Below are 26003 nucleotides of genomic sequence, written 5' to 3' on the forward strand. Positions count from 1 at the left end.
TGAGTTGTTGAGTCATTAGGTTTGGAGGGTCATTGGTCATGCGCACATTTTTAACTATGCCGTTAACGACATGGAGCTTTATTGGATTACGGCTTGTTGGTTGCGGCGCTAATTCCCGTTGATTTCGCGGACGAGATTCACTAATTCCCCAACATGGCTGAAAATGTAATCGGCACGATTTTTCGTGAATTCGGCGCGGTCGCAGACGCCTGTCAAAACACCGACGAAAGGCGCACCCGCATTTTTCGCCGACTCGAGATCGAGGAGCGAATCACCGACAAAAAGAATTTCGCGCGGCTTAACTCCGAGTTTTTCGCAGGCGAAAAGGATTGGCTCGGGATCCGGCTTCGGCTTCGCGACCAGGTCGCGACCGACGACGACCGCGAAGAAATCCCAAATTCCAAGCTCGCGTGCGAGCTTTTCCACGACTGCGACGCGCTTCGTCGAGACGATGCCGAGCTTGAGATGGCGCGATTGCAAGAATTCCAGGGTTGGACGGGTCTCGGCTACGAGGGCAATTTCGTTCGAATTATTGTGTGTTAATTCGATTTCGCGGAAGCGTTTTTCGAGTGCGTCGGCATTTTCGCTTGGGGCAATTTCCTGAAAAATCTCCGTCAGTGGGCGACCAATCAATTTGCGCAGGGCATTCCCGGGTGGAATGGGCAGCTGCTTTTCTGCTAAAACCTGCTTAAAAATAGAGACGAGAAGGTCGATCGAGTGGACGAGCGTCCCGTCGAAGTCGAAGCAAATGGCTTTCAATTTCATGCGTCCAGTTTTAAATCGTCACGCGCCAATTTGCAAACTTGTTTTTTGCACGAAAAAGACTAAAATTACCGCTAAAAATTCCGAAATAATACCCCAAAAAGTCAAGCCAAAAGGTTGGAAAAAAGAGGGCACCCGTGTCTAAAATCCTTGAAAGCAATTTTTTCCACCGTCTAAATCTAGTAGGTATCAGAATCTAATCCACCACATATGTTGTTTCGATCGAGAGTAAGCATCGCTGCCCGCCGGGAAAGAATCCAGAAACTCAAACAGCAGCACCCGAGTTCACCACGACGCCGACTCGCCATCCAGGTCTGCACACTCGCCAGCTCCGTTCTGCTCGCACCATTCTTCTTGCCAGGTGGCGCAGTCGCTGAATTGGCTGAAGCGGATTATGGAGGTGGCGGACCACTGGCGATTGATTCGCCGACATTCATGCTCGATACACTGGCGATGACGGAAGATGGATTTCTCATCAAAAATGCCGGTCAAAGTGCGGAGGTCGATAATTCCGGGCTGAGTGATCCGATCAAATACACCATCGAGAGTGGCGATGTACTATCGTCGATTGCACGCCGTTTCGGTGTTTCGATGGACACCATCATTTGGGAAAATAACATTTCCAATCCACAACAGCTGAAACCGGGCACGGAGCTTTCGATTTTGCCGGTTTCGGGAGTCATGCATGAGGTGAAAGCAGGTGATACGCTCGCCGCGGTCGCGAAAAAGTACGGCGTCGAGGCGGACAAGATTTCCAAGCAAAACAGCTTGGCTGATGGCACCGAATTAGTCGCAGGCGCAAAAATTATCGTTCCGGGTGGTAAGAAAATTATCGCTGCGCCACCAGCGTCGAAACGCAATTACATTGCTTCTGCTCCGGGAACCTACGCGAGCTACCGCGCGCCGGCTTCGGTCGACGGTGCCATCATCGTCGCGAATGGAGCGCAAGACAAAGACGGGGCGTGGATGATCAAGCCGACGAATGGCAATTATTCCCAGTATTTCAAAAGCGGGCACTGGGCGGTCGACATCGCTGACCGTGGCAAGCCGCCGATTCACGCTGCTGCCGACGGTACAGTCGTGAAGTCGCAGTGCGGTTGGAATGGTGGTTACGGTTGCGTGATTGTCATCGACCACGGTGATGGCTTCCAAACTTTGTACGCGCATCTCTCGGAATTGGCTGTGTCGGCTGGAGATTCCGTCAAGCAGAGCCAGAAGATTGGCACGATGGGCAACACCGGTCGCGTCTACGGTGCGACTGGTATCCACCTGCACTTCGAGGTCGTGGACAACGGCACCAAGAGAAATCCGCTCGCTTTCTACTAGATCGCGGGCGGAATCTAGAAAGCAAAGCTCAGCATCTCGTGCTGGATTTTGCTGTGAAAATGTAAGCAAAGAAAAAGGACCGGCTGCGAAGAATTGCAAACCGGCCCAATTTTCCCCTCTCCAAAGACTGAGAAACTTAAATTTTCCGTCCGAGAGCGACCGAAAAATCGCGGTATTCGCATTCATCGACTTCGACTGTTGAGATGATTGTAGTCTCGACGCGCTCGAACTCGTCAGCAGAAAGGACGACTTCCCAGCCGTCTTTATCGACGGCCGAGGAATAAAAAATGGTGTCGGCGGTAATTACGCCGCTGACGATGATAGTCGTGAACTTTGGAGCTGGGGTGATGGGGGCAGGGGCGGTGAGGTTACAATTCATCCACACAATCGTTGGGGCTGCGATAGTCAGGAAAGATACGATTACTGCAGCATAAACAGTTGGTGCCATTTTTTTAAACATTGTGGTTCCTTTCGAGAGTGGCTTTTCAAGAGCACAGCTCTCTTCTTAAAAAGTTAGTTGGTTAGCCGAGATTGGCGACTCACTCGCGAATTTCACAAGCAAATCGCCAACCTCGACTGAGTAGTGGAGAGGGGATTCGGTCTCGGATCAGCGACTTCCCTCGCGGGTTTCGCCAACCACCAAACCGAATGAATCCCCACTACGCGCGATTTCAAGGAGCAAAAAATAAACCGGGAAATAGAAATCTAAACCATAAATTGGTATTTGTCAATAGCGAAAATCGCCTAAACCACAACGCATGATTTTTCTTCGAAAATTAAGCCTGTTTCCGTAGCAGCGCGCGCATCTCCGGTGTGATTGCGCGTAGCAAAAGCAGCATCACGCCGTAGACCAAGCCGCCGACCGGAATCAAGAGCAGGATGCCCTTATTCGCTCCGAAGAAATTCAAGAAGAACGGCTCGAGCCACCAAACCGCGCCGCCCATCACGCTGGCCGCGACGAAAGCTTTCGCTGTCGTCCGCAGATTGAAAGAGATCTCAATCATTTTGCGCAGGAAGATGTAGTCGAGCGTGCAGACGAAAATCTGGCTCAGGACGCTGGCGATGGCCGCTCCGCGAAAGCCCCAGATTGGGATGACGGCGAGATTGAGCACAAGATTCAGAGCGACAGCCGAGGAATTCACATAAAAGAGCTTGATTTGACCATTGCCGGCGAGTAGCGCGAAACCGAGTAGATTGCCGAAGTAAGCGAGCAGCATGGTGAGAAGTAGGATTTGCAGCGCGAGATCCGAGCCGTAGAAGCCGATGGCGGGATTCGACAAAAATTCTGGTGCGGAGACGAGCGCGACGATGGGATAAGCGAGGACGCTGCCGCCGATGACGATCGGCAGAGCGATGACGCTCAAAAATTCAAAAGAATATTGCAGCATTTTTTTCAGGCGTTCGCGATTCGTGCGAAAAAGCCGCGAGATAGCCGGGAGTGTACTATTCAAAAATAAAATCGAAATGACGGCGAGATTTTCCATCACGCGTGCGGCGACGCCGTAAATGCCGACCTCTGTGCTGTCGCGCATCAGTGAGAGCAGAATCACATCCATGCGGACATAAATCGTCGCGAGCAGGACGGCACCGCCGTAGGGCAGAGTTTTGATCAGGATTTCTTTCCAAAAACGGAAATCAAAACGCAGTCGCAGTCGGTCGCGGCGCGCTCCCAAAAAAACGATGGCGACCTGAAAAATTCCGCCAGCGATGCCGGCGATGAGCAGCTGGAAAAATCCGGCTTCGGGATTGTCCGGGAAATATCTGAAAATGGTCGCCAGCATCCAGCCGAGTGCGATGAATTTCGAGACGACGAGCCCGAGCACATTCCACTGCATGCGCAGGTCGACCTGCAGCAGAGATGAAACTGTCCCGAACATGATTGTCAAAAAGGTCGTAGCACTGGCAATCGCTACGCCAAGGCGAATCGGGGTGCCGGCGTATTTGGGAACCAAAAAAACTGCGACAATCGATGCCAGCATCGCGAAAACCGCGAGACAGATTCTCAGCGCGAAAATATTGCCGAAGATTTCAGCGCGTTTTTCGGGGTGCGCGCTGATCTCTTTCACCGTGATTTGGAAAATGCCGAAGTCGGCGATGATGGCGAAGAAGGCGAGAAATCCATAAACCGTGGTGTAGGCACCGTAGCCGGACGCGCCGAGGTAGCTCGAAATCAGCTTCAAAATTACGATCGAGATTCCAGCGGTCGTGAGTTGCCCGAGCATTTGAATGGCAGTATTCGATAAAACTTTACGGGCAGTACTCATTTGTAAGGAATAAGTTTGTAAGGATTAAGGAGTAAGTTAGCTAGGAGTCGAAAAATTCTTGCAGAATTATCCGGGCAGATTCGGAATCCACCAAATTTTTTTGCTCGCGCGAATTTAAGTTTGCGGTTTGAAGATTGCTGGTCGCGATTTTGCTCGTGAAGCGTTCGTCCACGAATTCCAGCGGAATCGCGATTTTCGCATCCAGTCGCTCGGCAAATTTGCGCACGATGCCAGTTTGCTCAGTTTCTTCGCGGAAACCACGGGGCAGCCCGATTAAAATTTTTTCAATGCCTTCGCGTTCGATGAGCTCGACGAGATTATCCAGCGCATCGCCGTCATTCAGCAAAAAAGTTCGGGCATTCGCCACGCCGATTTCCGAGTCGCCGACAGCCACGCCGATTCTCCGCCCGCCGAAATCGAGCGCGAGCAGCTTCATTTACAGAGCTTCGCTAAAAAACCACTGCGCGAAATTCAACAAATTGAAATTGGCATTCGCCTGACGCGATTCGCGCAGATACCAAGTCGGGAGATTCGCGAGGCGGTCGCGTTTGAGTGCGATGTGACCGAGATTGAAGCCTTCGACTTTTTTATCGACGACATAGGAATAAGTCGGCGTGTAGAGCATGACTGCCGGAACTTCCTCGCTCAGGACTGCCCGCAGATTCGCGAGGCGCTTGCGGCGTTCGGTCGAGTCGAAGCTGGAGCGGATTTGCTCGAGCCAAGCATTCACAGACGAGGATTTCAGATTCGATAAATTGCTGCCGCCTTCGCGCGCTTCGCTCGAATGCCAGAAAGAATAAGCGTCGAGGTTGTAGCCGAGATTTTGACCGAAGAGCACGATATCGTAATCGCGCTTATTCAGTCGCGCCAAGAAGTCGTCCTCCGGCAAACGCTCGATGGTGAGCTTCACACCGCGTTCGCGCCACTGCCGCGCGATTTCCTCGGCGACGGACAAGAATTCCGGTTGGTTTTCCGAAATCAAAAGTTTGAGCGCGAGTGGTTCTTCGTCTTTGTAGCGTAACAGTAGGGAATTTGGCGTGTCACTGCTTGGAGTGGTGACCGCGGGAGTCGGTGTCGGAGCTGGCGCAGCCGGAGTTTTCGCGACGGCAGCCTGCTGCTCGCCGAGCCATTTTTCCCGCGCGGCGGCATCTGCGGAATAAAAAATCTTCACGCGGTCGAACTCACCAATTTGGTTGGCGACGACAAATTCATTTTCACCTTCTTTCAAAGTCCCGAGCGCGACTGAGGCTTTGTAGGTCCAGTCGGCGTCACCGGCGGTGAATTTCGAAAGCTGATAACCATTCACGATTATCTTGGTCGCATCGGTCGGTGTGGTGCCTCCGACGAAAAATTCCGTCTCCGCTGTCGCGAAAAAATCTTGGCTCGTCGGCTGATTGATAAATTTCGGCGATTTCTTGACGACGGGTGTGGAGGTGGCGCCCACGGTGACATTGGCACTGGCGGGATACAGCCAGCCGGCGTCGAAAAGCGCGCCGTCGGCACGGGCGGCGGCGAATTCGTATTTCCAATCCGCCGAGGCGATTTCGAGCAGCGGCGTGTCGATGACTTTCACGCGACCGCCGCGCGCCTCCGCGACTTTGTCTTTATTCGTCGCGAGCTGGAGACCGAGCCGCAATTTCTGGTCGCTCAAAATCGGGCGTTCAGTATTGAAAAAAAGTCCGACATACTGCGGCAGTGTGAAATCGTGCAGCTCCAGGCGCGCATCATTGCCAAAACTTTTCACGCTTTTGTCGCTCAAATCTTTGGTGCCGAGAATCCCGTCCAAATTGGCGAGCAGCTCATCTTCATCGCTGAAAATTCGGAAAATCACTGAGTCGATGTACGGCTGTCCGGCGTAGAAACCGTCGAAAGCCGAAAGGCGAATCGCATTGGCGCCGACCGAGTCGATGCGGTACGGTCCGCAACCAATCGGATTCAGATTGAAATCGCTCGACAGCAGGTCGGCAGCTTTCGTTCCTTCCAGGATGTGTTTCGGCAAAAGTCCGACGGTCGTGTTGTAAATGAAAAAGGCGTACTTCTTTTGCAGAGTCATCGTCACAGTCATGTCGTCGACCTTCTCAATTTCCACGCCGAAAAAATCATTGGCGACAGCGGGATTCGGAAAGTTCTCATTTTGGATGATGTCGTGAAAAGTGAAAATCACATCGTCAGCTGTGACCGGCTCGCCATCCTGCCACTCTACGCCGTCTTTGATGCGAAAAGTGTAAGTGCGCTGATCAGCACTAAGCTCGTGACTGGCGATGCCGTCGACAATCGTATTCGAAACCGGATCGAAGCGGGTGAGTCCGCTGAAGACGAGCGAAGTCAGGTCGCGGTCGAGATTCGTCTGGGCGAGGACCGGATTGATGAAATTAAATTCGCCGATGACACCTTCGACGAAAGTTCCGCCCGTCGCCGGTCCCGGCTCGGAATTTTCCAGATAGAAGCGATTACCAATCTGGAAAGCGGCAATCAAAATCGCCAAGCTCAAAGCACCGACCAAAATTTTTTCGGTAAGTGAGCACGAATTAAAAAGCTTGAACATACCTAAGATTTTCAGTTTTTAAATGAAAATATACGCGAGCGCCGCACCGAAAAAGACGATCGCGAAAACAATTGTTGCATTTTCGAGGATGCGGTCGACGCCGCGTTTGCTCGTAAATGCCCCGCCGCCTCCGCCGAAAGTCGCCGAGAGACCGGCTGATTTGCTCTGCGACAGAATCGTCAGGATGAGCAAAATGGCGGAGCCGATTTGGATGTAGAGAAGGATGTTTTGCATTGAAAAAAATTATTTGCGCACGAGCCAGTGCGTGAGAATATTGAAGAGTCCGAGGATAATCGCGGCGTAAAGATAAGTCAAGAAGACATTTTGTCCTTCGATCAGAACTTTGAGCGAGCTGAGGTCGAGTGTATTCAGGATCCAGACGAGCAGTCCGAAGACGACACCATTCACGACGAACATGAAAAGTCCGGCAGTGAGGAAGGTGATTGGCAGCGAGATGATTTTCAGAAACGGCTTGATCGAGACATTCAAAAGTCCGAGCGTCACCGCAGCAATTGCGAAAGCGAGCAAATTGAATTCCGGCTTGACCGGGCAAGCCACAGCAGCGCGCTCCACGAAACACAGATTGGTCAGGAAGTAGTCGACGACATACAGTCCGGCTGAATTCGCGATGATCGAGAGGATGATTCGGCTGAGCATGATTAGTTTTTAGTTCCCAGTTGGTAGTCGATAGTTTATGTAAATTAAAGATTTCTAACAACTAAAAACTATTAACTATCAACTTTCCTGACTCCGATTTTGATTGCCTCCAGCCCGCCTGACGCAGCTGGATTTGCGAGCTGGCGCACGACTTTCGTCGCGAGCGTTTCGGCGGCGATGTAGTCTGCGAATTTTTCCAAAATCGCGTCGGCATTTTCGAGCTGCAGCTCGATGCGATCGGCGACATCGAAGTCGGCTTGTTTGCGCAGCTCTTGGATCGCGCGGACGAGATCGCGTGCCTGACCTTCGAGCTCTAGCTCGGGCGTAATTTTCGTATCGAGCGCAACGACGATACCATCTTCTGACTCGACCGCAGCACCAGATTTTCCGCGGAAGCCGATTGTGATTTCTTCGCCAGACAAAATTTCGTCCAAAATTTTCACACCGCCGTCGACGATTTCAAATTCGACAGCTTTCGCAGCGGCGATAATTTTTTGAATCTTCGCGCCGAATTTTTTGCCGGCAGCACGAGCGTTTACTTCGACTGACTGCTCGGCGATTGTGTCTGGATTTTCTGCGATTTCGAGATTTTTCACATTCAACTCTTCGCGAATTGTCTCGAGATCCAGCTCAACTTTTTGTGATAACGCGACCGTCATTTTCGCGAGAGGTTGGCGGACTTTGATTTTTTCGTTCGCGCGAATCTTCAAGCCAAGCGAAATGATTTTGCGAGTCGTGTCGACTTCCGCAGACAAATTTTCGTCAATCAAATTTTCCTCGACCTTCGGCCAAGATTCGAGATGGACGGATTTGCCGCCGGTTAGATTCTGCCAAATTTTCTCCGCGAGGAATGGCGTGATTGGCGCGAGTAATTTCGCGACAGTTTTGAGTACTTCGAAAAGCGTGGCGTAGGCTGCGTTTTTGTCTGAGTCAATCTCATCAGAGTTAACCCCCGAGTTAACTCGGGGGTTAACGGTTCCTGTAGAAAATTTCCGCCAAAATCTTCTGCGGCTGCGACGGACATACCAATTCGTCAGACCGTCCAAGAATTTCTCGAGTGGTGCGACGGCTTTCTGAATTTCGAATTGCTCGAGATTCGTCGTCATCTCGCGTACCAAAATATTTAGCTCGGAAAGAATCCAAGCATCCAATTTGTTTTGCGTTTTCAGCTCTAAGTTTTTAGTTGGCTCCCAGCCGTCGGCATTCGCGTAAGTCGTGAAGAAATAAAAAGTATTCCAGAGCGGCAGCAAAACTCCGCGCAGGATTTCTTCGACGCCGCGCTCACTGAAACGCAAATCGGCGGCGTGCGTGACAGGCGAATTCATCAGATAAAGTCGCATCGCGTCCGCACCGAATTCGTCAAAAATTTTCTGCGGCGGTGGGAAGTTCTGTTTCGACTTCGACATTTTCGCGCCGTCTTCTGCCAAGATTAATCCCGAGCAAACGCAATTCGCGTAAGCGGGTTTATTCGCGAGCGCAGTCGCGAGGACATGCAGAGTGTAAAACCAACCGCGTGTTTGATCTTGCGCTTCGGCGATGAAGTCCGCTGGAATTTGCGCTTTTTCTTTCTCGCCAAATTGCGCGAACGGCATTGAGCCAGATTCGAACCAGCAATCGAGAACTTCCGGAATGCGCTGCATTTTGCCGTCACATTTCTCGCAAGGAATCTCAATCGCATCGACAAAATGTTTGTGCAGATCGGCGACTTTCTTGCCACTCAGTTTTTCGAGTTCTGCTTTTCCCGAAAGGCATTTCAGCTCACCACATTTTTCGCAGCGCCAAATTGGTAGTGGTGCGCCCCAAAAACGATTTCGTGAAATCGCCCAATCGCGTGCGCCCTCGAGCCATTTGCCGAAGCGTCCGGTTTTGATGTGTTCGGGAATCCAGTTAATACCAGAATTATTTTTGATTAAACCAGCTTTCAATTTTTCGACCGCGACGAACCAGCTCGAGGTCGCGTAATTCAAAAGCGGGGACTCACAGCGCCAGCAAAACGGATACGAGTGTTTGTAATTTTGCGTCGCGAAAATTTGGTCGCCGAGGAATTCGACAATCTTGCGGTCAGTTTTGGTTGGGTCGTCTTTCGGCTTGACCTCGACTCCGACGAAGTCGGTGACGGCGTCAGTGTATCTGCCGTCGAGCGAGACATTTTGAAAAATCGGCAGATGCTCTTTCTTCGCGAGATTGTAATCGTCCTCGCCGAAAGCCGGCGCGATGTGGACGATGCCCGTGCCTTCGTCCGTCGTGATGAAATCCGCGGCGACGACGCGAAAGCCTTGCGGTTTTTGTTCCGCAAATTTAATAGGCTGATTCACATCGTCAAAAATTTTCAACCAAGCGTATTTTTGAGGCGGGAGATTTTTTTTCTCCGGATTTTGGCGGATGTAATCAGAGACTTTGGAATATTCATCTTCAGAATAGATAAATTTTTTGTCATAGCCCTGCCTCCAAATAGGACTGTATTCATGTCCCTGACTATCTTGCCTGACAGTTAACCCCCGAGTTAACTCGGGGGTTAACGAGGACTTAAGTATTTTGCTAGAAAAACCTTTCAGGTTTTGTAAGATTTTTGGCAAGCTCTCTCCGCCTTCCTCTATCTCAATCACCAAGTGCACATGGTCTGGCATTATCGCCAGTTCGTAAATTTTGTAATTATTTTTTTCGGCGACCTCACGAAAAGCCTCGGCACAAATATCCTTTAATTTTGAGTCCGCAAAAATTGGCTCCGAATTTTCCGTATTAAATGTGATGAAATAAAGTCCAGGAATATTTTCAAAATTATCCTTACTATTGTCGTTAACCCCCGAGTCACTTATTCCGTTAACCCCCGAGTTAACTCGGGGGTTAACTGCTGCTTCAGCGAAATAATTGAAAAGTGGTTTGTAGGTTTTGCCGACGAGATCGGAACCTTTTTTCGTTTCGATAATTTTTATTTCGAGAAAAGTTTTCGTGACCGGTTCGGGGGTTTCGCGCTCGCTCAATTCTTTTACGCTTCTTTTGAAAAGATAAATTTCTTTTTCTTTCCAATTTTCGAAAATTTCTTTTGCAATCCAAAAGTTTTCTACTTCTTCGTGAAAGTTTTTTGTTTCAACTTTCACATACTCAATTTCTGGATTCACTGCCAACGCCACATTTCCCGGCAGCGTCCACGGCGTCGTCGTCCACGCGAGCAAAAAAGTATTCGGTTCGCCTTCGACTGCGAATTTCGCAATCGCGGAAAGGTCGGTGACATCTTTGTAATTCAGACCGACTTCGAAATTCGCCAACGGCGTGGCGCAGCGCGGACAGACTTGCATCGGCTTCAGTCCTTCGTAAATCAAACCCTTGTTCCAAAGTTCGCCGAAGACCCACCAAACCGAATCCATGAATTCGAGGTCCATAGTTTTGTACGCGTGCTCCATGTCGATCCAACGACCCATGCGCGCGACAGTTTTCTCCCACTCGCCCGCGAATTTCAAAACCGACTCGCGACATTTTTCATTGAATTTCGCGACACCGAATTCCTCGATGTCTTTTTTGCTCTTCAGTCCGAGTTCTTTTTCGATTAAATTCTCGACCGGCAAACCGTGGCAATCCCAACCCCAAATGCGCGGAACATGGTAACCCTGCATCGTTTTATATCTTGGAATCAAGTCTTTGATTACGCCCTGCAAGATATGACCGTAGTGCGGCAGTCCCGTCGCGAAAGGCGGACCGTCGAAAAATTTAAATTCCTTGGTCGCTGGATTCCGCGCCAAACTCTTTTCAAAAATTTTCTCCCGCTGCCAAAAGGCGAGGATTTCTTCCTCCATTTTTGGGAAAGACTGCTTCGGATCTATTTTGGGAAAAGGCATAAAAAAACAAGCCTTTGAATTTTAACAACTTTCATTCAGCAGAACTAATTTTAAACTCAGACATTACCACTTTAGAGTCGTAAACTACCTTCCCCAGAACCTTTATCAGCTGAGCAGCTTATCGGTCGAACATTACTTGCTTGCCAGTCGGTTTCTGGTTTTCCCTCAGCTAATGTTAGGATTAAGTGTGTTCTGATTTTTTGTCCCAATCGCCAATAGGCTTCTTGGGTTTTTTGCATAAGCTCCTCAACTTTTAACAAATCTTTTGAGGAACATTCTTCTAGCTGGATAGAGCTAATTAACTTTGGAATTTGCTCAAGTGCGGCTTCCAAATTTGCTAATTCAGTCGAATGACCTTTATCAAGTTGAGTCATAAAAAATAAGTTAAGGTAGGATTCTAAAATAAAACTTTCTGTCTTGCAACTTAGCCTAAATTCGCCGGGTCGACATCGACGCGGCAGGTTTCAGGAATCGTGATTCGCGCCAAGAGTTTGCGCGGATCGCCGCCACGCCAGATGACATGGAAGTGAAATTTGTTGTGCAGGCGGGCGATTAGCGCGGGCGCGAGCCAGACATTTTTCTCACCGAGTTTTTTTAATTCCGCCGCGAATTTTTCCGCCGAATTGCGCGCGACTTTTTCCGATTCGTCGACGAAAATAAATTTCACGACTTTGGAAAAGGGCGGCCAGAAATTGCTTTTGCGGTCGGCGATTTCACTCGCAAAAAATTTCTCGAAGTCGTGCGTGCGGGCGGCGATGATGGCGGGATTTTCTGCTGAATAAGTTTGAATCACGACTTCGCCTGGTTTGTCACCGCGACCGGCGCGACCGGCGACCTGAGTCAGGAGCGCGAACGATTTTTCCGCGGCGCGAAAGTCGGGAAGGTGCAGACCGATGTCCGCGAGCAGGACGCCGACCAAGGAAACATTCGGCAAATCCAGACCTTTCGCGACGATCTGGGTTCCGAGCAGGATGTCGGCCTTGCGATCACGGAAGGCTTCGTAAATTTTTTGGTGGCTGCCGCGCAGCGTCGTCGTGTCGTGGTCGGCGCGCAGGATTCTGGCTTCCGGGAAAAGTTGCGGCAACTCACTTTCGATTTTTTGCGTACCGCTGCCGAGGAAGCGAATCGCGACGGAGCCGCAGCCAGGGCATTTCGTCGGGGGAGTTTTCCACGCGCCGCAGCCGTGGCAGAGACAGCGATTGATTTTCGAGTGAAAAGTCAGCGGCAAGCTGCAGTTTTCGCATTCGAGCATGAAGCCGCAGTCGCGGCAGACGATGGAGCTGGCGAAGCCGCGCTTATTGATCAGCAAAATAATTTGTTCCTCACGCGCCAGTCGCTCGCGAATTTTCGCAACCAAGACTTCCGAAAAAGGCGAGTAATTACCGCGTTTCATTTCGTTGCGCAAATCGACGATCTCGACCTGCGGTAGTTGCGAGCCGCCGATGCGGTCGGGCAGCTCGAGCAATTCCAGCCGACCGGACTTCGCCGCGAAATAACTTTCGAGACTCGGAGTTGCGCTGCCGAGAATCAGTTTCGCGCCGCTCAATTTCGCGAATTCCATGGCGGCGGCGCGGGCGTGGTAGCGCGGATTTTGGTCATTTTTGTAGCTCCATTCGTGTTCCTCATCGAGGATGACGACGCCGAGATTTCGGACCGGCGCGAAGAGGGCCGAACGCGAGCCGATGACGAGTTTCACTTCACCCGCGAAAATTCTCTCCCAGGAATTTAATTTCTCGCCTTCCGACAAATTCGAATGCAAAACGGCGATTTCATTTTTCGGCACGGTCGCCGCGAAATAGCCGACGAGCTGCGGCGTGAGTGCGATTTCCGGGACGAGTAGGATGGCGGATTGACCTTTTTCCAAGACATCCAGAATCACGCGTAGATAAATTTCCGTTTTGCCGCTGCCAGTGATTCCTTTCAGGAGAGTTGGTAGTTTCCAGTTGGTAGTTTGTAGAATTTTTTTTAGAACCGCTGCTTGGGTAGAGGTGAGTTGTTTTTTTGGCTGCGGGACGCTTTTGATTTCAGTCAGTTTCGCTTTGCGCTTCGCCGGCTCATTCGCCCAAATGCGATTCGGTAAAAATAATTTCAGGACTTTGCCAAAATTCGCGGCGTAATATTCGCGGATGAATTTCGCTAGTTCGACCTGTTCCCGTGACAGAATGTTTTTGCGAACAAGCGCCACGATTTTTTTCGTCGCGAAATCTGGTTTGGTCTTTGAAATTGAGACGACTACGCCGTTCAAAATCTGCGCGCGCAGCGGCGCGGCGACGAGATCACCGACTGCGAGATTTTCGATTTCACTCGCGAAAGTGAAAGCCGTCGGGGAATTCGGGAAGACGATTTCAGCGAAAATCACCGGAAAATTTTAGCACTTGCAAAGGTTCTGAAATTTATTAAAATTGGGTCTTATTTTTTAACCAAAATTGAAATGCCCAACTCCAACAAAGAAGGTGATCATGGCAAGAGCATAGATTGTGATCCGGGAAGTCCGTCCCCAGAGGTTCGTGAGCCGATGGTAAAGCGGTTTCTTGATATCTACGCTAGTGAATCTGGCGAGGTACGAAAGCCAAATCCGCAAGATGCCCTGGATCAGACTGATATTTCTCCATCAGTCTAAATTTCAGCCGAAACAGCTCGCAGATTCGTAAGTGCGCTGTTTTTGGCGTTCAGAAGCCATAAATTTGCCGCTATAAAAAAACTTGCAAAATGTTTTTTATAGTTTTATAATGACAGCTTATTAATTTTATTCATGCCAAATAGTCCGGGTTCGGTTGATAAGTCCGCATCACCATCTGCGCCACAGCTCGCAAAAAACAAACCAGCAGTTAAGTTTTTGTCTGATTTTTTTTGCTCAATTAGTTTGGTTTGTCGAGTGCGCTCCGGAGTTTTCGAAATTTTGGATCATCGTACCAAAATCAATGGTGTTTCGATTGAGTTAGTTAGGAGACTGATTTCTAAGACAATGGAAGATTGTCAAATCAGTAATTTAACAGGGAACGACGAAGGCTTGAGGCAATTTTTTGAAGTCACGCTCTCGTCCGAATTGCCAAAACTTTTGAATTTGCCAGATCATAAAGTCAAGATTGATCGTTCCCATGAAAAAGACGGTTGGGATGAAGCGATAACTGTTCGTATAATTCCTCAATTAGAAGGGGGCGAGAAAAAATCTGTACAGGATGGCGGTGAGGACTAAATTTTTCGTCAAACTTTTTTCGCGCTAAAATAGTCGTCCGATGCAAAAAAGTTTTCGAGAAATTCTCGGTTTGCCGATTCGTGAGAAGCTGTCGCACGGTCTGCTCGGTCGTGTCGAGCAGCTGATCGTCAATCCGCTGAATGGTGAGATTGTCGCGTTTTTTACGAGGAAGGATCACAAATTACTTTTGCCGACGATTGATGTTGCACGGATTTCGGCTGACGCAGTCTGGGTCGAAAATCCCGAAGCGCTCGCGACTCCTGATGAAATTATTCGCATTGCCGAAGTGATCAAGCTGAATGCGCCGATTTTCGGTAATCGCGTTTTCACCGTTTCGCGCCAATTTCTCGGCGAGGTTATCGACTTCCGTTTCGAGACGAATGGTTGGGTGCTGACCAAGATCGATGTTGCGAAAAGAATCCTCGGCATTCCGACGGCGCAAAAGCTGATCAATTCTTCGCAAATCGTCCGTATCAAATCCAATGAAATCACTGTCCGTGATGCTGTCGTCCAAGTGCGTGAGAAAAAAAATGCCGACAAAGAAATTGTACCGAATCTCGCACCAGCAACTTTAAAAACAGACGAATAATTTAATATTTAAAATTTAATATTGATAATTGAAAAGGACATTTCGCTTGCCGAGTTCACGACTTTGCGCGTCGGTGGTGCAGCAGATTTTTTCGCGCGCGTCACGAATCTGGCCGAGCTGCAGTTCGCGCTCGAATTCGCAACAAGTAAAAATTTGCCCGTCTTTGTTCTCGGCGGCGGTTCAAATATTTTATTCGCGGATGCGGGATTTCGCGGTCTCGTCATTCATAACGAAATTCGCGGCATCGCTTTCGACGGTAATCGCGTCAAAGTCGGGGCGGGTGAGTCGCTCGCGAATTTGATTGCCGCGGTGGCGACAAAAAATCTCGCCGGACTCGAAAGTTTCGCGGGGATTCCCGGCACAGTCGGCGGCGCGGTCGTCGGTAATGCTAATGGCCTTGGCGAAAAAGTCGCGCGTGTGACAATTTTCGAAAACGGTGCGGTCAGGGTCCTCGAAAAAAATTCGCTTGAATTCAAATACCGCGACTCCAATTTACGCGCCTCGATTTTGGTCGAGGTCGAATTCGCATTAGAAAAAAGTTCGGAAAATCTCGTCGAGCAAATTCAAAAAATCGTGCTTGAAAAAATTGCCAAACAGCCTTTCGCCAATACGGCAGGCAGCTGGTTCAAAAACCCAGCGGGCGAATCGGCGTGGGAGTTGATTGAAGCAGCGGGTTGTCGCGGTCTGCAAATTGGCGGTGCGAGAGTATCTGAAAAGCACGCGAATTTTTTTGAGAATGCGGGTGGCGCGACAGCCGCGGATTTTCTCACACTGGAAAAGATTGTCGCTGAGGCAGTGAAAGCCAAGTTTGGAATTGAATTAGAAAGAGAAGTGGTTGCTGTTGGAAATTCCAAATCCCAAAATCCAAATCTCAAATAAATTCCAAACTTCAAAAAACAAATCCAAATTTTTAAATTGCAGCTTGTTTGAAAATTATTTGGAGATTGGAATTTAATCTTTGGAATTTGCGAAGTTTTTGACGGCTTTCAAAATTAATTTGGACTTGCGCAGGAGGTCGGTCTTTTTGTTCTTTGTCTCGAAATCGAAAAAGACTTCGACATCCGCCGCCGCGCGATAAAATTTTTCGCGTTCAGTCCAAACTTTCGCGAGTTCAGCGACCGGATTTTCTCCGGTCAGACTTGGGCGGTTAGAATTTTTCGCGACGCGCCGCGCCAGAAATTCAATCGGCGCATGGATGAAAATTACGACGCCGTTTTTTTTCAAACTCGCGACATTTTCTGGTCGCAGCACAACGCCACCGCCGGTCGAAATTACGACATTTTTTTCCGCCGCGAATTGTTTGGTGTATTGCGTTTCCAAATCCCGAAAATGTTCCCAGCCTTTAGCTGCGACGATTTCCGCAATTTTCACTTGCTCGGCTTTTTCCAGTTCGGCATCGACATCGACGAAACGAAAATCTAGAAACTGCGCCAAAGTTTCGCCGACGGCAGTTTTGCCGCTGCCGCGCATGCCAATCAAGACGAGATTTTTCTCGATTTTTTTCATGCGAAAAATTTCACAATTCCAAAAATAGCGACAAAGAACCAAACGATTTCGAGTGCGAGCGCTGGCCATGACTTTTTGACAAAAACATTCCAGCCGACGAGTGCTGCGCCGAGTGCGTTTGCGCTGAGGTAGAGCAAACTTTCGTTGGACCAGATTGCGAAAACATTCGCAGCGAAGGCACCCAAGATTAAAGTTGTGCCGAGCCAGCCCGCGATTTCAACAATTTTTTTCATTTCAAAAATTTTACCCCGAGCTGCTCCCAGACCTCCCAAAACTGCGGAAAACTTTTTGCGACGCAATCGGGTTTGTCGATTTTGATCCCAGGGATTTTCAATCCAGCCAAGAAAAAAGCCATCGCGATGCGGTGGTCGTCGAACGATTCGATTTCGGCAGGACGACCGTTTCGCGCGAGCTTAGTGTCGCCGAAAATTATTAATTCGTCGCCCTCTTCTGCGGCGAGCTCCGGTTTGATTTTGTTCAGATTTAGCACGAGTGCGGCGATGCGGTCACATTCCTTCACGCGCAAATTCGCGATGCCAGTGAAGCGAATTTCCTGACCGGAAAAAGCGGCGAGCACGGCAAGTGTCGGGACAGCGTCGGGGAAATTTTCGCCGTTGATTTCGTTCGGTAAGTGCGGAAATTGATTGATCAATTCCGCGGTGGCGGCATCCGGCTGAATCCAATTTGTCGGCGTATTCAGGAGCTCAATTTTTTGGTTGAGCAATTTTTCCGCTGCCCAAAAATAAGTCGCCGAGGAAGCATCTGGCTCGACTATGAAATCGGTCGCGCGGTATTTGCTTGGTGCGCCAGTGCAGCTCTCGCTCTCGAAACCAAAAGCTGCCATGACTTTTTCCGTGATTGCGATGTAGCCGCGTGAGGCGAGCTTACCGACAATTTCGATTTTCAGTTTTCGCGGCGCAAATGGTGCGATCATCAAAATCGCGGACAAAAATTGGCTCGAAATATCGGCGTGAATTTTTACCGCCGCACCGGTAATTTTTCCGCTGCAAGTAATGCGCAGGGGCGGACAATTTTCTTTCCCGAGAAATTCAAATTGCGCGCCGAGTTGCCGCAAGGCTTCGACGAGGTCGCCAATCGGTCGCTCGCGCATGTGTGCGTCGCCGTCGATTGTCGTCGTGCCATTCACGAGTAGCGCCGCCGCGGTCAAAAATCTTGTTGCCGTGCCGGCATTTCCCAGAAATAGTGACTTAGTCGATTCTGCCAATTTCCCATTCTGACCATGCACGATGAAAGTCGTTGCATCCGGCTCGTCAATTTCGATTCCGAGCTGGCGCAGTCCGGTCGCCATGTAGCGCGTGTCGTCTGATTTCAGTGCGCCGCGAATTTCCGATTTGCCATCGGCGAGTGCCGCTAGTAAAAGCGCGCGATTCGTGATCGATTTCGAACCGGGCAGAATGACATTTCCGACAAGTGCGCCCGTCGGCGGAAGAATCTCAAGCACGATTATATTTTAGCGAATTTGCTAAAATCGCGAGGAATGTTTGCGAAAATTATTTCTCGAATTACGCTGGCTGCTTTTGCGCTGACCTCGACAGTCGCACTGGTCTTCGCTGATCCGGCGACGACTCTGATTCCGGCATCCGGAGATCTTGTCGAAAAATTTCGCACGGGCAAATTCGAGCTTTACGATTTGCCGGCTTACATCATTTATCTGATTGATTTCTTGATTTACATTGCGGGTGGGATTGCCGTGCTTTTCGTCGTAATCGGCGGCTACAAATACATGATTGGCGGAATGGTCGATGACAAAGAGGCGGGCAAAAAAACCATTGCTTTTGCGCTCACTGGTTTCGCGGTCTCCGTGCTCGCGTGGGTCATCGTCAATTTCGTCCAAGTTTGGCTGACGAGCAGCTGAGTCGTTAAGTTGTTAAGTCTTTAAGTTGTTAAGTCACTGAGTTTTTGAGGGCGTTTTTTTGTAAAATTCAGAGGTGGATGTTTCTGAGCCTCTTTCCGAAATTCTCGCGACGACGAGTCGGCACCTCAAAAGTCTCGCCGAAATCGGCATTACGCGCGTCGCAGATTTGTTGAATTATTTTCCGCGGAAGTATGTCGATTTTTCCGCGCCGAAAAAATTTTCCGAATTGCTGCCGAATGAAGAGGCGACAGTCGTCGGCACGATTCAAAATCTGAAATCGTTTCGTACGCCGCGTGGTCGGACGATTGTCTCCGCGCGTTTGATTTCCGCTGAGGGCGGACTCAATCTGACTTGGTTTAACCAAACTTTCGTTGCGCGCATTCTGCGCAATGGCGACGAGATCGCCATCTCCGGCAAGATTCAAATCGGACTGCGCGGAGCGTTGACTTTGATCGGCGGCTCATTCGAAAAAATTTCCGACGAGATGATTCATGCGGGGCGCATTGTGCCGATTTATCGCACCCACGGCAAACTCATTTCTTCCAAGTGGCTGCGCGAAAAAATTTTTCCCTTGCTCGATTATTCAGCGCAGCTGCCTAATCTTTTGGGCGAGTTAACCCCCGAGTTAACTCGGGGGTTAACGGCGGAGACAGCGACGGCAGTCAAAAATTTATTGCCGCGCGGGGAGGCGATTCGCCAAATTCATTTTCCAGACTCATTCGCGCAGTTAGAGAGTGCGCGCGCGACGCTTGCGTTCGAAGAATTATTTTTACTTCAGCTTTCCGCCCTGCGCCGTAAGCTCGATTGGCAGATTGGTGCGGCGGGTTCGGCGCGCAAAATTCTCGCGCCCCAAAATTTCCTCGAGGAATTCGCGACGACTCTACCTTTCAAATTTACCGCAGCGCAGAAAAAAGCTTCGGCCGAGATTCTCGCCGATTTACAAAAAGATTTGCCGATGAATCGCTTGCTCGAAGGTGATGTCGGCAGTGGCAAAACCATCGTCGCTGCGCTCGCGATTTTTCTCGCGGCGAAAAATAATTGCCAAGCGGCTCTACTCGCGCCGACTGAAATTCTCGCCGCGCAGCATTTCCGCAATTTTCTCAAAATTTTGCATCCACTCGGTATTCGCGGTGAGCTCCTGACGGGCTCGACTCCGGCAGCGAAGAAAAAAGACATTGCCGCGAAATTAAAATCTGGTGCGCTCGACCTGGTCGTCGGGACGCACGCGCTGCTGGAATCCAAAATTGATTTCCAAAATCTCGGACTCGCGGTGATTGATGAGCAACATCGTTTCGGTGTCGAGCAGCGCACTTTGATTCGCAAAAATGGCACGCCGCATGTGCTCTCGCTGACGGCGACGCCGATTCCGCGCACTTTGGCACTTACGATTTTCGGCGATCAGGATGTCTCGATCATCGACGAAATGCCGCCGGGTCGGATTCCGCCAATTACCAAAATCGTTCCGAAAAACAAAAGAGTCGAGGCGGAGAGATGGATTGAGTCGGAAGTTGCGAAAGGTCGGCAGGTTTTCATCGTCTGTCCGCTCGTCGAGGAATCCGAAGTGCTCGAAATCAAATCGGCGAAAAAAGAATTCGAACGGCTTTCCAAAAAAGTTTTTCCACAACTCACTCTCGGATTGCTGCACGGCAAGATGCGCCCGAAAGAAAAAGACGCGGCGATGGCAGCCTTCGCGGCGGGCGAGATCCAGATTCTCGTTGCCACCACCGTGATCGAGGTCGGCATCGATGTCGCGAATGCGACGATCATGTTGATCGAAGCCGCCGAAAGATTCGGGCTGGCGCAGTTGCACCAATTGCGCGGGCGCGTCGGACGCGGCTCGCAGCAAAGTTATTGTTTCCTTTTTTCCGAAGCCGATTCGGAGGAGGCGCAGTCACGGCTGCACGCACTCGAAAAAATTTCTTCCGGTTTCGAGCTCGCGAAAATCGATCTCGCGAATCGCGGTCCGGGCGAAGTCTTTGGCGTGCGCCAGTCGGGAATTCCGGATCTCAAAATCGCGAAATTGACAGACCATGATTTGATCAAAAAATCGCGTGAGCTCGGTCAAGAGATTCTCGCTGCGGATCCGTTGCTCCAAAATTTTCCGGAGATTTTAAAAAAGCTGGAGGCAATAGACGAACGCAGAGAAAACAATTAAGCGGTTTTTTTTATTCGGGCACATCTTCAGAAGAATATGCGAATTTGATTTTCTCACGGGTTATTATAGAAGCGAGTTCTTTTTCCAACGAGTCTATATCTTCAAGAACTTTAGACCATTTCGCTAGAGATGATGGTCGTTGGAAAGGGGCTTTCTTTTTTGTTTCACAGATTTGCGATAATGCTTTTGTTTTCCAAAGAATTGCCCAATGAAGTTTAGAGCTTTCCATACCAGGGTTTCTTTTTAGTTCTGCTAATGCGGTGCGCAAAGATTCTAAAACTTCGGTTGCGTCTTCGAGTGATGGAGGAATTGTAATCTCAAAAATTTCAGTCTCAATTTTAGCTTCGGTTATGTTGGTATAGGTTTCGGGCATTTTTGAAAATTAAGAGAGTTAAGTTTAGCGCGCTCTTTTTTCTAAAATCAAATTTCTTTAGAAATAGATCTTTCCATCGCGGAACCATCTGATTACTTCGCCCTACTTCGTCCGCCGCGGCGGACTTCGTAGGACTTCGTTTTCCTGTGTTTAATTTAGAATTTGATTTTGTTTTTTAGAAATAGATCTTTCCATCGCGGAACCATCTGATTACTTCGGGGTACCATTTTTTTTCCAAATCCTGGACTTTGGCGCGCAGGCTTTCGACGGTTTCTTCGTCGGCGATGGCGACTGATTTTTGGCAAATGATTGGGCCGGCATCGACATCGGCGGTCGCGAGGTGAATCGTCATGCCGCTTTCTTTTTCGCCCGCTTTTAAAACTTCTTCGTGCACGCTGCCATCCATTTTCCCGGCGAATTTTGGCAGCAGGCTGGGGTGCACATTCAGAATTTTATTCTCGAATTCAGTGCAAAAATCCGGGCGCAAAAATTTCATCCAGCCGACCATGCAAATCAAATCCGGATTTAAATTTTTCACAGTCGTGAGCAGCTCAGCGTGGAAATTTTCCGCTTTACCATCGAGCACGAAAGTCGGCACGCCGCTCGCGGCGGCACGCTCGACGGCGCCGCAATTTTTATTTGCGACGAGTCCGACGAATTCCACGCCCTGCAATTTTCCAGCGGATTTTTCTGCCAGCATTGCGCCGAAATCAGTGCCATTGGTCGAGGCGAGAACGACGATACGAAAGGATTTTTGGGGATTCAAGGCAGGGGAAATTTTAGCAAACAAGTAAAATCGGTTGATTTTGGCGATAATTTTTCAAAATTAATTCGGCTTTTTTAAGCCGAAAAAACGCTGAATAAATATTTTATACAATTACTTATTATCTTCGACAAGTCATCTTTGCTTGACCTCATGAGAGAGTGCGATTACACTGATATGAAACGCTAAAGAAATCGGAAACAGCTTTTCCTTCAAATCTCGCCAGACCAGAGCAGCAGAATTCAAAACAAATTCTCGGCTGTAAAAAATCAGCTTCGGCTGTTTTGCTTCGCGATGGAGGCGGCCCAAATCACCACTCCACCCACAAAACACGCTTTCAAATAGCGTTTTCAAACAAACAGCAAACCTAAAATTTGCTACCCCGAAAACAAAAACAGAAAGTAGTCGGCGAAAGACTCTAACTTCGCAAGTGAGGCAAAGCATTTTTGGAAAGGAGAACACCTTTCTTTGTGGAAAGGGCGCATCAAGCTCTCAGTTGCAACTCGGCAATTTTTTGCCACCCGCGACCGATAGAGCGCGCTTCGACCGCAATTGAAAAACCCTGACTTCGGTTGGGGTTTTTTATTTTGATTTTTCATTTCGGAATTTTTTCAATTCTCGCTAAAATCCATCCACCTTGTTCCGCAAATTTTTCTATCGTCTCCGACCAAAAGCTCCCGAGGGCAATGTCGTCCTCGCGCTCGACATCGGCAGCGAATTTGTGAAGGCGTTGATTTTTCGGATTGAAGACAATCACGGGTTTGTGATTGGTTATTCCAAAGTCCGCCAAAAACTGGGTGACATGGCAGCGGGGACAGTCGCAAATATTGCTGGTGTGACGGAGACAGCAGGTGCGGCGATGGAGCAGGCGGCGCGATTGGCGGGTGTGCAGCCGGAGCAGGCGGTGATGGGAATCGCCGGTGAATTGGTGCGCGGTGCGACGACGACGATTTCTTACACGCGGGAAAATCCAGAAGTGCGGATCGAATTGCCGGAGTTGCGCGCGATCGTGCAACGCGTGCAGACGCGGGCTTTTGACCGCGTGCGCCGCGAGCTCGCGCGTGACAGCGGTCACAGCGAGATTGATGTGAAGCTGGTCAATGCAGCAGTCATCGATTCAAAAATCGACGGTCAGCGCAGCTCGAATCCAATCGGTTTCCAGGGATCGGAAGTGACGCTTTCCGTTTTTAATTCTTTTGCGCCGCTTGTTCACTTCGGCGCGTTGCAGACGATTGCCGCCGAGTTGGAATTGGACTTGCTCACGATTGCGACCGAACCATTCGCAGTCGCACGCTGCCTGCCGGACGAAGATCTCTCCGCGATTTTCATCGATGTCGGTGGCGGGACGACCGATCTCGCGCTGCTGCGCGGTGGTGGGGAACTCACGACCAAAATGTTCGCAGTCGGTGGACGGACTTTCACCAAGCGCATCGCCCATACTTTGAACATTTCCCAGGTCGAAGCGGAACAAATCAAAATCGATTATTCACAAAACAAGCTCAGCGACCGCCGCCAAAAAATTGTCGAAAATGCGCTCGCAGGCGATATCGATGTCTGGGCGTCGGGTGTCGAGGTCGCGCTCGCGGAGATGCTCGGTGAATCCGAATTGCCGCCGCGGATTTTGCTTTGCGGTGGCGGATCGCGCTTGCCGGAAATTAAAAAAACCCTCAGCGATCCGAAGTTTGCCGCCAATCTGCCTTTCCGCGGAAAGCCGATGGTCAAATTTCTTTGCCCCGATGACATTTCCAATTTCACTGACCAGACCGGCTTGATTCGCACGGTGCAGGATGTGACACCTTTGGCTTTGGCGAATCTCGGGATTTCGCTCGCGGGCGAAGAAGGCATGCTATCTGCGATTCTGCGTAAAACGGTGAAGCTGCTCCAAAATTGAATTCTTCAAAAATTTGAAAAGAAGGGCTAAAATGTAATCCTTTAAAATCTGAAAATTTTGTCAGAGGCTGAAAAAAAATTTCGCGCTGATATGTTTCCTGCTCCACCAAATAGATTTGGAATTAATATTTGTGCTGGTGGTCGCTGGTCATACCGAGAAGGCAAAAGTTTTATTACAGCAGCTTTGCTACGAGATAGAGTAAGGGTGGAAATAGAAATCAGTGATCCAACCGGTGAGATTTTTAATTTTGGTGAAATTTTTGCACGAATATGGAAATTCCAGCGTCCGATTGGCACTAGCGAGATTGATTGGATAGAGTTTAAAATTCTTTTGGAAGGAGAGGTTAAGGAATTAGTTGAAGGAGGAAAATATAAGATTGTTCAAGTTTTTGAAGCACCAAAATTCGCGAGCTAGCTTTTTTTGATTTGCGCAATTCATTTCTTTGCGTCTTGCGTTAAAATGTCCCGGCAGTGGGAGTTTTTGAACCAAAATTCGAAATTGTTTATGTCGACCTCGACGACGAGGTAACGACTATTTTTGGGCAGATTCGTAAAACGCCCGGGAAAAACATCGCGCTCGTGATTCCGGCACGCGCTCAAGTTTTGCAAAGTTTGGTGAGTCTCAAAATTCTCCGCTTCAAATCCGAACACGCCGGCAAGACGCTCACGATCGTGACACGCGACGAAGCCGGGCGGCGACTGGCGGGCGAAGCCGGACTGGCTGCGCTCGAAAATATGAAAGCCGTCGGTTCATCGCCCAAAAATTTGCCAGCGAGTGAACCACTCAAAATCGTCCGCCGTAAATTTAAAATCATCGAGCTTGCCGCGAAAGTTTTTCCGCAATTACAAAAACTCTCGCGTGACGAAATTCCGCTCGCGAAGCTCAGTCCGATTTCCGGTGCCAAAAAAGTCTGGCAGCGAGTCGCCGGTGCGGCTGCGCTGGAGGAATTTTCCGACGATGGCAAAGCGACGCTGGTCGTGCGCGCGCCGTCGCGCCGCATTCTTTTCGGGCTGCTCGCTGGTGCGGTCGCCCTGCTTTTCTTCATTATCTACATCGCTGTCCCCACGGCGACGATTTATGTCACGCCGCGCTCCGATCCACTTTCCAAAGTCGTGAATGTGATTTTCACGGATCGCGTCAGCTCGGGAGCTTCCGAGGCGCTCGACACGCATACGGTGGCGTCAGAATTTCTGACACTCAATTTCACGCGTGATTTGCGCATCGGTGCGACCGGTCAGATTTTCAATGGCTCGTCCTCGCGCGGCGAGGTGACGCTCTACAATCGCTCGAACAAAGACAAATTCATCGTGCCGTCGCGCTTGCGTTCGCCCGAGGGAATTATTTTTCACACGGTTCGCGCACTCACGATTCCAGCGGCGGTGGGTTCTGAGTACGGCTCAGTCGTGGCGGAGGTCGAGGCCTGTCTCACTGACGATCAGAGCTGCGACTGCGTCAATGAGCCCGATACTTGCGAAGGTACTTTCGTCGGCGATCGCGGCAATCTCGCGCCGACCTTCTTCACATTTCCGGCGATTCGGTCGCTCTCACCTTCACTTTTCTGGGGCGAATCCCAAAAGCCCTTCACTGGTGGCGTGACCAAAATTACGAAATTTATTTCCAAGGACGACCTCGACAATGTCAAAGCGACAGTCACGCGCGAAGTCACAGATCTCGCGAAAGAAGAATTGAAAAATATGATTACGCAAAAGAACGAGCTTGAAAAACGCACGCTCGTTTTGCTCGACGATCCGAAGGCAATCTCGATTGAAATTCTCTCAATCAATATTCCGCCGAATCTCGAGGATTTGAAGCAGGATGATTTCGCGGTCGCAGTCTCGGCGCGCGTGCGGGCTGTCGCGTACGAGGCGGACGATTTACGCGCGCTGCTTTTCAATCAGCTTGAGACGAAAGTTCATCCGGAAAAAACACTTGTCAAAATTAATTTTGACAACGCAGTCGTGAGTGTCGAAGAAAATAACTTCGCGGCTGGACGCTTGAAATCGTCCGTGACGATTGATGGTGTCGAGGAATATGACATCTCGAGCGACACGGAGGTCGGCGCGAGACTGGTCGAAAAAATTCGCGCGCGCATTCTCGGTCGTTCGACGGCTGAATCCGAAGCTTACATTCGTAATCTACCGGAAGTCTCGGGCGCGATTATTTCCTCTTGGCCGTTTTGGGCGCACATGATTCCGGATTTGCCGGAGAATGTGAAATTCCGCGTGAAACGCTAAATCAATGAGTAAATGATTAAATAATCCAATAAT

General features: G+C 49.7%; 24 protein-coding genes. 9 read left to right on the forward strand and 15 right to left on the reverse strand.

The genetic code is table 11. From position 1 onward, the window contains the following. Positions 1-108: 108 nt before the first annotated feature. Complete coding sequence (locus WCV72_01010) at positions 109-765, reverse strand: HAD family hydrolase (protein MFA6457954.1); 657 nt, start codon at positions 763-765, stop codon at positions 109-111. A gap of 207 nt (positions 766-972) precedes the next feature. Here WCV72_01010 and WCV72_01015 point away from each other — a divergent pair, with 207 nt between their 5' ends. Next, positions 973-2088: a peptidoglycan DD-metalloendopeptidase family protein gene (locus tag WCV72_01015; protein MFA6457955.1), complete on the forward strand. Its 1116-nt coding sequence runs from the start codon at positions 973-975 to the stop codon at positions 2086-2088. A 136-nt stretch (positions 2089-2224) separates the two neighbouring features. Here the strand turns inward: WCV72_01015 and WCV72_01020 are convergent, their stop codons facing one another. The 9 genes from WCV72_01020 to priA all read right to left on the reverse strand — a co-directional run bounded on the left by WCV72_01020 (position 2225) and on the right by priA (position 13746). Further along, entirely contained in the window at positions 2225-2536 is a 312-nt protein-coding gene (locus WCV72_01020; protein MFA6457956.1) for a hypothetical protein, read from the reverse strand. Between the two features lie 328 nt (positions 2537-2864). Next, a complete protein-coding gene (locus WCV72_01025) occupies positions 2865-4352 on the reverse strand; it encodes a flippase (GenBank protein ID MFA6457957.1) in 1488 nt (495 codons plus the stop codon). 40 nt (positions 4353-4392) lie between these two features. Continuing rightward, complete coding sequence (gene ruvX / locus WCV72_01030; protein MFA6457958.1) at positions 4393-4788, reverse strand: Holliday junction resolvase RuvX; 396 nt, start codon at positions 4786-4788, stop codon at positions 4393-4395. Beyond that, positions 4789-6897: an ABC transporter substrate-binding protein gene (locus WCV72_01035; GenBank protein ID MFA6457959.1), complete on the reverse strand. Its 2109-nt coding sequence runs from the start codon at positions 6895-6897 to the stop codon at positions 4789-4791. It lies immediately after the preceding gene. 18 nt (positions 6898-6915) lie between these two features. Further along, positions 6916-7131, reverse strand: coding sequence for a preprotein translocase subunit SecG (secG, locus tag WCV72_01040; protein MFA6457960.1), 216 nt, complete (start codon positions 7129-7131; stop codon positions 6916-6918). A 9-nt stretch (positions 7132-7140) separates the two neighbouring features. After that, the gene (locus WCV72_01045; GenBank protein MFA6457961.1) at positions 7141-7554 is read right to left on the reverse strand and encodes a phage holin family protein; all 414 of its coding nucleotides are present in this window, start codon (positions 7552-7554) and stop codon (positions 7141-7143) included. 71 nt (positions 7555-7625) lie between these two features. Beyond that, the gene (locus WCV72_01050) at positions 7626-11387 is read right to left on the reverse strand and encodes a class I tRNA ligase family protein (protein MFA6457962.1); all 3762 of its coding nucleotides are present in this window, start codon (positions 11385-11387) and stop codon (positions 7626-7628) included. 71 nt (positions 11388-11458) lie between these two features. Then, positions 11459-11761 carry a hypothetical protein gene (locus WCV72_01055; GenBank protein ID MFA6457963.1) on the reverse strand — a complete coding sequence of 101 codons (303 nt, stop codon included), beginning with the start codon at positions 11759-11761 and terminating at the stop codon, positions 11459-11461. Positions 11762-11811: 50 nt separating this feature from the next. Next, positions 11812-13746, reverse strand: a complete 1935-nt coding sequence (gene priA, locus WCV72_01060; protein ID MFA6457964.1) for a primosomal protein N' — start codon at positions 13744-13746, stop codon at positions 11812-11814. Positions 13747-14139: 393 nt separating this feature from the next. On the opposite strand from priA, the gene WCV72_01065 reads away from it, so the two are divergent. From WCV72_01065 to murB, 3 genes are read left to right on the forward strand one after another with little or no spacing between them, the layout of a single operon-like run. Beyond that, a complete protein-coding gene (locus WCV72_01065; GenBank protein ID MFA6457965.1) occupies positions 14140-14583 on the forward strand; it encodes a hypothetical protein in 444 nt (147 codons plus the stop codon). 40 nt (positions 14584-14623) lie between these two features. Then, positions 14624-15172 carry a hypothetical protein gene (locus tag WCV72_01070; protein MFA6457966.1) on the forward strand — a complete coding sequence of 183 codons (549 nt, stop codon included), beginning with the start codon at positions 14624-14626 and terminating at the stop codon, positions 15170-15172. 21 nt (positions 15173-15193) lie between these two features. Beyond that, on the forward strand, positions 15194-16051 hold the full coding sequence (murB, locus tag WCV72_01075) for a UDP-N-acetylmuramate dehydrogenase (GenBank protein MFA6457967.1): 858 nt from the start codon (positions 15194-15196) through the stop codon (positions 16049-16051). Between the two features lie 72 nt (positions 16052-16123). On the opposite strand, the gene WCV72_01080 is transcribed toward murB, so the two are convergent. Genes WCV72_01080 through aroA form a run of 3 tightly spaced genes read right to left on the reverse strand, consistent with a single transcriptional unit; the run spans position 16124 to position 18146 of the window. Beyond that, positions 16124-16678 (reverse strand): shikimate kinase, encoded by a 555-nt coding sequence (locus tag WCV72_01080; protein ID MFA6457968.1) that lies wholly within the window; start codon positions 16676-16678, stop codon positions 16124-16126. After that, positions 16675-16911, reverse strand: coding sequence for a hypothetical protein (locus WCV72_01085; protein ID MFA6457969.1), 237 nt, complete (start codon positions 16909-16911; stop codon positions 16675-16677). Before WCV72_01085 ends, WCV72_01080 begins: the two co-directional genes overlap by 4 nt. Further along, positions 16908-18146 (reverse strand): 3-phosphoshikimate 1-carboxyvinyltransferase, encoded by a 1239-nt coding sequence (aroA, locus tag WCV72_01090; GenBank protein MFA6457970.1) that lies wholly within the window; start codon positions 18144-18146, stop codon positions 16908-16910. Before aroA ends, WCV72_01085 begins: the two co-directional genes overlap by 4 nt. A 30-nt stretch (positions 18147-18176) precedes the next feature. Here aroA and WCV72_01095 point away from each other — a divergent pair, with 30 nt between their 5' ends. Both WCV72_01095 and recG read left to right on the forward strand, forming a co-directional pair. Next, positions 18177-18554, forward strand: coding sequence for a pilin (locus WCV72_01095; GenBank protein ID MFA6457971.1), 378 nt, complete (start codon positions 18177-18179; stop codon positions 18552-18554). Between the two features lie 73 nt (positions 18555-18627). Continuing rightward, a complete protein-coding gene (gene recG, locus WCV72_01100; GenBank protein MFA6457972.1) occupies positions 18628-20709 on the forward strand; it encodes an ATP-dependent DNA helicase RecG in 2082 nt (693 codons plus the stop codon). 10 nt (positions 20710-20719) lie between these two features. Here recG and WCV72_01105 read toward each other — a convergent pair whose 3' ends face one another. Both WCV72_01105 and purN read right to left on the reverse strand, forming a co-directional pair. Continuing rightward, on the reverse strand, positions 20720-21082 hold the full coding sequence (locus tag WCV72_01105; GenBank protein ID MFA6457973.1) for a hypothetical protein: 363 nt from the start codon (positions 21080-21082) through the stop codon (positions 20720-20722). A gap of 175 nt (positions 21083-21257) precedes the next feature. Then, complete coding sequence (purN, locus tag WCV72_01110; GenBank protein ID MFA6457974.1) at positions 21258-21848, reverse strand: phosphoribosylglycinamide formyltransferase; 591 nt, start codon at positions 21846-21848, stop codon at positions 21258-21260. Positions 21849-22482: 634 nt separating this feature from the next. Here purN and WCV72_01115 point away from each other — a divergent pair. From WCV72_01115 to WCV72_01125, 3 genes are read left to right on the forward strand one after another with little or no spacing between them, the layout of a single operon-like run. After that, positions 22483-23736 carry a cell division FtsA domain-containing protein gene (locus tag WCV72_01115; GenBank protein ID MFA6457975.1) on the forward strand — a complete coding sequence of 418 codons (1254 nt, stop codon included), beginning with the start codon at positions 22483-22485 and terminating at the stop codon, positions 23734-23736. A gap of 57 nt (positions 23737-23793) precedes the next feature. Continuing rightward, positions 23794-24150, forward strand: coding sequence for a hypothetical protein (locus WCV72_01120; protein ID MFA6457976.1), 357 nt, complete (start codon positions 23794-23796; stop codon positions 24148-24150). Between the two features lie 56 nt (positions 24151-24206). Then, on the forward strand, positions 24207-25970 hold the full coding sequence (locus tag WCV72_01125) for a hypothetical protein (protein MFA6457977.1): 1764 nt from the start codon (positions 24207-24209) through the stop codon (positions 25968-25970). The last annotated feature ends 33 nt before the right edge of the window (positions 25971-26003 follow it).

Source organism: Patescibacteria group bacterium (assembly GCA_041665585.1).
GTDB lineage: Bacteria > Patescibacteriota > Gracilibacteria > JAHISY01 > JAHISY01 > JAHISY01.

Bases quoted from the DNA above. Each gene is read 5' to 3' on its own strand.
- WCV72_01055 (MFA6457963.1), bottom strand. From the start codon at position 11,761: ATGACTCAACTTGATAAAGGTCATTCGACTGAATTAGCAAATTTGGAA.
- WCV72_01050 (MFA6457962.1), bottom strand. From the start codon at position 11,387: ATGCCTTTTCCCAAAATAGATCCGAAGCAGTCTTTCCCAAAAATGGAG.
- WCV72_01020 (MFA6457956.1), bottom strand. From the start codon at position 2,536: ATGGCACCAACTGTTTATGCTGCAGTAATCGTATCTTTCCTGACTATC.
- WCV72_01015 (MFA6457955.1), top strand. From the start codon at position 973: ATGTTGTTTCGATCGAGAGTAAGCATCGCTGCCCGCCGGGAAAGAATC.
- ruvX (MFA6457958.1), bottom strand. From the start codon at position 4,788: ATGAAGCTGCTCGCGCTCGATTTCGGCGGGCGGAGAATCGGCGTGGCT.
- WCV72_01065 (MFA6457965.1), top strand. From the start codon at position 14,140: ATGCCAAATAGTCCGGGTTCGGTTGATAAGTCCGCATCACCATCTGCG.
- secG (MFA6457960.1), bottom strand. From the start codon at position 7,131: ATGCAAAACATCCTTCTCTACATCCAAATCGGCTCCGCCATTTTGCTC.
- WCV72_01025 (MFA6457957.1), bottom strand. From the start codon at position 4,352: ATGAGTACTGCCCGTAAAGTTTTATCGAATACTGCCATTCAAATGCTC.
- WCV72_01085 (MFA6457969.1), bottom strand. From the start codon at position 16,911: ATGAAAAAAATTGTTGAAATCGCGGGCTGGCTCGGCACAACTTTAATC.
- WCV72_01045 (MFA6457961.1), bottom strand. From the start codon at position 7,554: ATGCTCAGCCGAATCATCCTCTCGATCATCGCGAATTCAGCCGGACTG.
- WCV72_01070 (MFA6457966.1), top strand. From the start codon at position 14,624: ATGCAAAAAAGTTTTCGAGAAATTCTCGGTTTGCCGATTCGTGAGAAG.
- WCV72_01035 (MFA6457959.1), bottom strand. From the start codon at position 6,897: ATGTTCAAGCTTTTTAATTCGTGCTCACTTACCGAAAAAATTTTGGTC.
- WCV72_01080 (MFA6457968.1), bottom strand. From the start codon at position 16,678: ATGAAAAAAATCGAGAAAAATCTCGTCTTGATTGGCATGCGCGGCAGC.
- WCV72_01010 (MFA6457954.1), bottom strand. From the start codon at position 765: ATGAAATTGAAAGCCATTTGCTTCGACTTCGACGGGACGCTCGTCCAC.
- WCV72_01095 (MFA6457971.1), top strand. From the start codon at position 18,177: ATGTTTGCGAAAATTATTTCTCGAATTACGCTGGCTGCTTTTGCGCTG.
- WCV72_01105 (MFA6457973.1), bottom strand. From the start codon at position 21,082: ATGCCCGAAACCTATACCAACATAACCGAAGCTAAAATTGAGACTGAA.